6 protein-coding genes are annotated in these 6,363 nt (G+C 41.2%); 5 read left to right on the top strand and 1 reads right to left on the bottom strand.

From position 1 onward, the window contains the following. Positions 1-156 precede the first annotated feature (156 nt). Both ACH2DQ_RS05570 and ACH2DQ_RS05565 read left to right on the top strand, forming a co-directional pair. Positions 157-843: a response regulator transcription factor gene (locus ACH2DQ_RS05570; protein WP_394914729.1), complete on the top strand. Its 687-nt coding sequence runs from the start codon at positions 157-159 to the stop codon at positions 841-843. Position 844: 1 nt separating this feature from the next. Next, on the top strand, positions 845-2,449 hold the full coding sequence (locus ACH2DQ_RS05565; protein ID WP_394914728.1) for a sensor histidine kinase: 1,605 nt from the start codon (positions 845-847) through the stop codon (positions 2,447-2,449). 83 nt (positions 2,450-2,532) lie between these two features. Here ACH2DQ_RS05565 and ACH2DQ_RS05560 read toward each other — a convergent pair whose 3' ends face one another. Next, positions 2,533-3,024 carry a GNAT family N-acetyltransferase gene (locus ACH2DQ_RS05560; RefSeq protein ID WP_394914727.1) on the bottom strand — a complete coding sequence of 164 codons (492 nt, stop codon included), beginning with the start codon at positions 3,022-3,024 and terminating at the stop codon, positions 2,533-2,535. A gap of 155 nt (positions 3,025-3,179) precedes the next feature. Here ACH2DQ_RS05560 and ACH2DQ_RS05555 point away from each other — a divergent pair, with 155 nt between their 5' ends. From ACH2DQ_RS05555 to ACH2DQ_RS05545, 3 genes are all read left to right on the top strand, one after another. Next, positions 3,180-4,076 carry a LysR family transcriptional regulator gene (locus tag ACH2DQ_RS05555; protein WP_394914726.1) on the top strand — a complete coding sequence of 299 codons (897 nt, stop codon included), beginning with the start codon at positions 3,180-3,182 and terminating at the stop codon, positions 4,074-4,076. A gap of 276 nt (positions 4,077-4,352) precedes the next feature. Beyond that, a complete protein-coding gene (locus tag ACH2DQ_RS05550) occupies positions 4,353-6,116 on the top strand; it encodes a sensor histidine kinase (RefSeq protein ID WP_394914725.1) in 1,764 nt (587 codons plus the stop codon). Between the two features lie 40 nt (positions 6,117-6,156). Continuing rightward, on the top strand, positions 6,157-6,363 hold a 207-nt coding region (locus tag ACH2DQ_RS05545), incomplete at its 3' end, for a response regulator (protein ID WP_395025892.1).

Below are 6,363 nucleotides of genomic sequence, written 5' to 3'. Positions count from 1 at the left end.
GATGACAGGCGGGGCAATTAAAATAACCGATGTGATTTTAATTGCTGCTTGTACTTTAGGAATAACAGGTGTTATGATATTTATAACAATGAATATTTTTAAAAGGCAGGATATTCGATAACATATGCTGCTTAAATAAAGGAGATGCGGCAAGATATGAGGAAGAGAATATTACTGGCGGATGATGAACGGGAAATTATAGAATTATTGAGATTGTATCTTGAGAAAGATGGGTATGATGTATTGGCGGTGGGGGATGGACTGTCTGCACTTCAGATTCTTCGGAGGGAAAAAGTAGATTTAGCCATGGTTGATATTATGATGCCCAATCTAAATGGCTATGAATTAATCAAAGCGATCCGTAAGGAGAAGAATCTCCCAATTATAGTGATTTCGGCAAAGGGAGAGACGGCGGATAAAATCTTGGGATTGGGGCTTGGTGCAGATGACTATATTGTAAAACCATTTGATCCTTTAGAGGTGGTTGCAAGAGTGGATGCAAATATACGAAGGTTTTACTGTCTCAGTCAGAGTAATGAGGATGAACCTTTAAAAGTGCATGACCTGGAATTGGACTTGCAGCAATGTACCCTCAGCAGAGGGAAACGGACGGTTGAACTGACATCGATTGAGTTTAAGATACTGAAGCTTTTCATGGGGGCACCGGGCAGAGTATTTACAAAAAAGCAGATCTATGAGGCGGCATGGGAGGAACAATATATCGTAGACGATAATAATATTATGGTGTATATCAGCAAAATCAGGGATAAAATCGGAGAAAGGAACGGAGAGTCTTATATCAGAACGATCAGAGGGCTGGGGTATAAGATGATTGCAGATTAAAATGAGGAGAAAAGAAAAGAGTCTGAGTATATATCTGATAAAACAGTATATCAAATTTTCCTTCCTGATTATCGTACTGACCAGTATATTGGGATTAGTTACATCGTATATTCTTGTGAGCGATAAGGATGTGCTTCATATATTCAGCGCGGAAGAAGTAATCGCGCAGGACTATGAAAAGAGCGATATAACAGCGCTGGAAGATTTTGACGGATGGATTGAAATACTGAATGGGCAGAACCAGGTGATCTATACAAAGGGAAATGTATTAGAAAAAAAGGCATCCTATACCCAGGAGGAGTTACTGGAGCAGAAAGGAATCGAGTACCTGTTAAAGCAAAAGGTTACTAAAATCGCCGGAATTTTAGAAATCAATAAAACAGATCCAAAAATAAAAGAACCCCGGTACGTGAGCACAACGACCTATTTCAAAGGAGTGGATGGGAAACGTTATCTTGGTATTGTAAAATTCCCGGCAGGAAAGCTAAAAGCCAGTTTTACTTTTTATAATCCCAAGGGAGATATAGCGGCATGGCTGAGAAGTACCAGCATATTGCTGGGTGCTGGGTTCTTCGTAATATTTTTAATGTGCATCTGGTGGTATGCAAAATCAATCAAACGGCATGTAGGTGAACCGAATAAGAAGCTTGCAGCAGGACTTGCTGAGTTGACAGCAGGAAATTATGATCTAAGGCTTTCACTGCAGGCGGAGTATGAGTATTGTGCCATTGAGGAGTCATTTCATGTATTAGCACAGGAACTGCGTGAGGCAAAGAGTCAGCGCCGGCAGTACGAAAAAGAAAAACAGCAGTTGTTTAGCAATATTGCCCATGATTTACGTACACCAATTACGACAATCAGGGGATATGCAAAAGCAATTGCGGAGGGTGTGGTGGAAGAAGAGGAAAAAAAACGGGAGTATATTGGTACAATCGTAAAAAAGACGGACCATATAAATGAATTGGTGGAATTATTACTGATTTATACAAAGTTAGAGAATACCGAATATCAGTTTGTATATGAAGAAACAGATTTTACCGAATTTGTGCGTGAGGTAGTAATTGAGTATATGGATGATTTTGAAAGGGCAGAAATGGATCTGGATCTGGAGATTCCTGAGAGGGAAATCAGATTGTTTATAGCAAAGACAGAGGTCAGGAGGGTGATAGGAAATCTCTTGATCAATGCAATCAAACATAATCCTCCCTATACGAAAGTCCGTTTGAAACTTTATGAATATGTTGATGAGAATCATAATATGGAGCATGTTAATGACTATATTAATGAGCATGTTAAGGATCATAACAAGAAGCAAAATGAGGAACAAAATGATGAGCAAAATAAGGTGCATAATCAGTGGGTTATTTTTGAAGTTGCAGATAATGGAAATACCATTCCGGAAGAGGTGAAACGCCATATGTTTGAACCGTTTGTAAGTGGAAATGAGTCCAGAACGTCCGGAAGCGGAAGCGGTCTGGGTCTTAGTATCTGTAAAAAAATAATGGAAAAGCATCATGGAAGCCTTGTATATAAGGAGTCTGAAAATCTCTGGAAATGTTTTCAGATAAGCTTCGGTGATTCTGGAAATCGGGAAGATTTGACGTGATAGATTATTTATCGCGTATCTTCCCGCTAATTTAAACGTTCCCGGAATATCGGGATACAGAATATTATTAGGAAAGGGTATGGTTATTTAAATGGACCTGTTAACTGAAAAAAATCACAGTCTTTATATGGATGGTCAAAATGTACCGGAAGGTCTTTTTCAAAGATTTTAACGAAGCCTGCTTTATCATAAAATTTATGAGCACGTTCCGTGTTCTTAGGTGTATCCAGAAGAAGGGCTTGATATGCGTGCTGCTTTGCAAAGGTAAGCAGTTCAGCATATAATTTCCGGCCCAAATGATAAGGCTCTCCCCGGTATGCCTGATTTACAAAGAACTTTTTTAATACGCCGATACCGTTACCGCAATTCATAAGCCCAATACTGCCGATGATATGTCCATGATCTGTGGCAACCCAAAAGCAGCCTCCATCTGAAAAATATTTTTCCCGGATACATAGCAGTTCAGGCTGGTCGTCTACGCTGACGACGGGCCTTGTTCCGTCATTCTGGCAACTGAGCACAAGTGCGATAACTTCATCTCTGTCAGCTTCTTCAAATAATCTAATTTCAATCATATTCATTCTCTCCTTGCTTTCTGCAAATGTTGTATTATTAACAGCTATTGCCATAATCTGGCGTTTCCGTTATAATAACATCATACAAAATTTTAATCAAATTGAAATATTTAAAATAATAGTTCAATACTTTTGAATAAATGTGGAGGTGGAAGATGGATCTTAAATATTTGCAAACCTTTCGGACAATTGTGGATGAGGGGAGTTTTTCCAAAGCTGCTGACAAACTGAATTATACACAGTCAACCATTACCTTTCAGATCGGTCAGCTGGAGCAGGAGCTTTCAGCCAAACTGTTTGAGAAAATAGGCAGGCGCATGGTTCTGACGAAAGCCGGAGAACAGCTGATTCCTTATGTGGACGACGTGATGATTTCTGTACATAAGATGCGGTACTTTGAAGGTGATCTGGCAAAATGCCAGGATAATTTACGGATTGGAGTGGGAGAATCGCTGCTTTGCTATTTGCTGCCTCCTATACTAAAGGAGTTTCACAAGAAGGCACCCGATGCCAAACTGTATCTCCGTTCCATGAATTGTTATGACATACGAGATGAATTGATGAATGGTACACTTGATTTAGGGCTGTTCTATGAAGAAGCTGGAGGATTAGGAGCCAGTCTGGCTGGCTTCCCCCTTGGAAGCTATTCCCTGGCGCTCGTGGCTTCTCCGGAAATAAAGCAGGATTATCCGGATTTTATAACGCCCAATCAGAAAATTCCCCTCCCACTGATTATCAACGAATCCAACTGCATCTTCCGGCTGATATTTGAACAGTATCTCCGGGATAAAGGGATACAGCTGGTCCATACAATAGAATTATGGAGCATTCCCACCATAAAAAATCTGGTTAAAAACAATGCGGGCATATCTTTTCTCCCACGATTCACAGTTCTGGAAGAATTAGACCGCGGAGAATTGAAGGAGATCCCCACAGATATCGGGAATGTGCGAATAACTGCTGTATGCGGACATCATAAAAATAAATGGATCAGCCCTGCTATGGAGCTGTTTATCCAGCTGGTAGAAGAATGTCCCCGGATAGAATATTAGCATATCACTATAGATTTTTGACATATGAACGGAAATATAAATCTGATATAATTATAAAAATTACCCTTGCTTAAGTGACAGATTAAGCAGGGGTTTCGCTGTTTAAGCCGTCAGATCAATTTAAATCATGCTTTGGAATGGAAGTTTCATCCAGAGAAGCAGATGCAAAGCCTTTTATTATAAGCACTTTTCAAATAAGCATCTCTACATAGAGCCTAAATCAGTTTACCGCATGACATTTTCCATGATAGAATATGACAATAGGAGGGTTTTTACATGGGAAAGATACTTGGGAAAATATCCTGGAAAAAGTTTATTAAGAATTTGTCTATCCGTCAGAAGATGCTGCTGGCGCTGACGCTCTGCGTTATTCTGCCGATTATTCTGCTGGGTATCATCACCACAACCAGAGTGCTGCGGCTCAGCGAGCAGAATCAATATGAAATACAGATCAACCAGCTGACAAAGTCCGGGAAAGATGTTGAAAAACTATATGATACGGTGATTCAGGAGATATCGGCTCTAGCGGGGGAGCGTTCCATTCAGGCGATTGCAGCGGGAAATGCATCTGTCATGGACTTCAAAAATGCTGCCAAAAGTATGCTGGAGGCCAGCGAAATGATAAACAGCTGCAGCAGTATTGCCCTGAGTAAAAACGGACAGGTGCTGTTCCAGAGAGGTCCGCGCTATATGGATGAGCGGGAAAACACGGAATACACCAGGCAGATCGAGGAGGAAAATGTCCCGTATCTGTGGGCAGCGGAACATCCTGTCACCTTTAAAAGGGGAATTAATGTGAGTACGTTAAGTCAGATTTCTTACTATATGACGATTATGAAGGGGCTTACCCTGGAGAATGAAGGCGTTATCAGCGTACATATTAATGCACCTGAATTTATTGGCCAGTTTACCCCTTATCAGGGAGAAAACATGATTGCAGATGTATTCATTTTCGATAAACAGGGAAGCGTGCTTGCAGAAAACAGTAATAATGAGGAGCTGCGCAATCTTTGCTGGGAGGAATTTCAAAATCAGGGAAAGAGCGAGGATTCCGGATATTTCCCGGTAAAAACAGGAAATGAGGGTTACATTGTACTATATACCAAATGCGGTTTTGGCGGCTGGTATTTATTTCAGGTTGAGGAGAAAATCTCCATTTATAATACACAGATTACCTTTATAGTCTGCGCGGTGCTGTTGTGTGTGGTATTTGGATTTGTATACAGTATGATACAAAACAGGACAATTATTATGCCTCTGCATCACCTCTCAAAGCGTATTGATGTTGTAAAAAGCGGTGTTCTTGAAAAGAGAGATTATGAGACAGCGCATGATGAAATGGGAAATGTGGAGAAGGGATTCGAAGATATGGTCTCCCATATCAATGAACTGATCAATCAGGTTTATATTCAGACGATAAAGACCCAGGATGCTGAGAGAGAGATGCTGCTTGCTAAAATGAATCCGCATTTTCTTTATAATTCTCTGGATTCCATACACTGGCTGGCAATCCGGAATAAGGATTACGAGGTAAGTGAACAGCTGGAAGCCCTGGCAGATGTATACCGCCATATCCTGCGGTTTGGAGAAGGAATGATCTCCATCCGGGATGACATGGAATTTATTGATAATTATCTGTTTCTGCTGGATTTTCAGATGGGAGACCGGGCAGCATTCATAAATGATATTCCGGAAGACCTGCATGCTTACTTAATACCTAAGCTGATTACCCAGCCGCTGGTAGAAAATGCGGTCCAGCACGGACTGCGGGATGTGAATACAGGCGGAAAGGTAAAAATCAGGATGCGCAGGCAGCAGGAGGACCTGATCATTACGGTACTCGATAATGGAGTGGGCTGCGATGTGGAAAAAATCAGAAAGCTATTAAAAGATAAAGAGGGAAAGGAGGCATTTGCACTGCGCAATATCGATGAAAGAGTCCGGCTGCGTTATGGGGAAGAATACGGACTTAAGATGTACGGCAAAAAAGGCATAGGCTGTATGGTACAGGTCAAAGTGAAGCTGGATGCAAAAGTGTGAAAGAAAATTAAGATATAGAAAGGATGCCGCGGGTATTACTATGAGATTAATGGTTGTGGATGACAACAGACAGATACGGGAGGGAATCCATTACGGGATTGCGTGGAGTGAGTATGGGATCGATGAAGTGCGGGAATATGCCGATGGGGAGGAAGCCAGAGAGGCACTGAATACCTATCAGCCGGATATTATCATAGCGGATATTAAGATGCCGGGAATGGACGGTCTGCAGTTGTTAGAGCACGTG

The sequence above is a fragment of the Robinsoniella sp. genome, assembly GCF_034124845.1.
The sequence above is the reverse complement of the archived record's forward strand: the minus strand, read 5'-3'. Positions and strand labels throughout refer to the sequence as shown.

Coding starts and splice junctions, on each gene's coding strand:
- ACH2DQ_RS05555 (WP_394914726.1), top strand. CDS start 3,180: ATGGATCTTAAATATTTGCAAACCTTTCGGACAATTGTGGATGAGGGG.
- ACH2DQ_RS05550 (WP_394914725.1), top strand. CDS start 4,353: ATGGGAAAGATACTTGGGAAAATATCCTGGAAAAAGTTTATTAAGAAT.
- ACH2DQ_RS05570 (WP_394914729.1), top strand. CDS start 157: ATGAGGAAGAGAATATTACTGGCGGATGATGAACGGGAAATTATAGAA.
- ACH2DQ_RS05560 (WP_394914727.1), bottom strand. CDS start 3,024: ATGATTGAAATTAGATTATTTGAAGAAGCTGACAGAGATGAAGTTATC.
- ACH2DQ_RS05565 (WP_394914728.1), top strand. CDS start 845: ATGAGGAGAAAAGAAAAGAGTCTGAGTATATATCTGATAAAACAGTAT.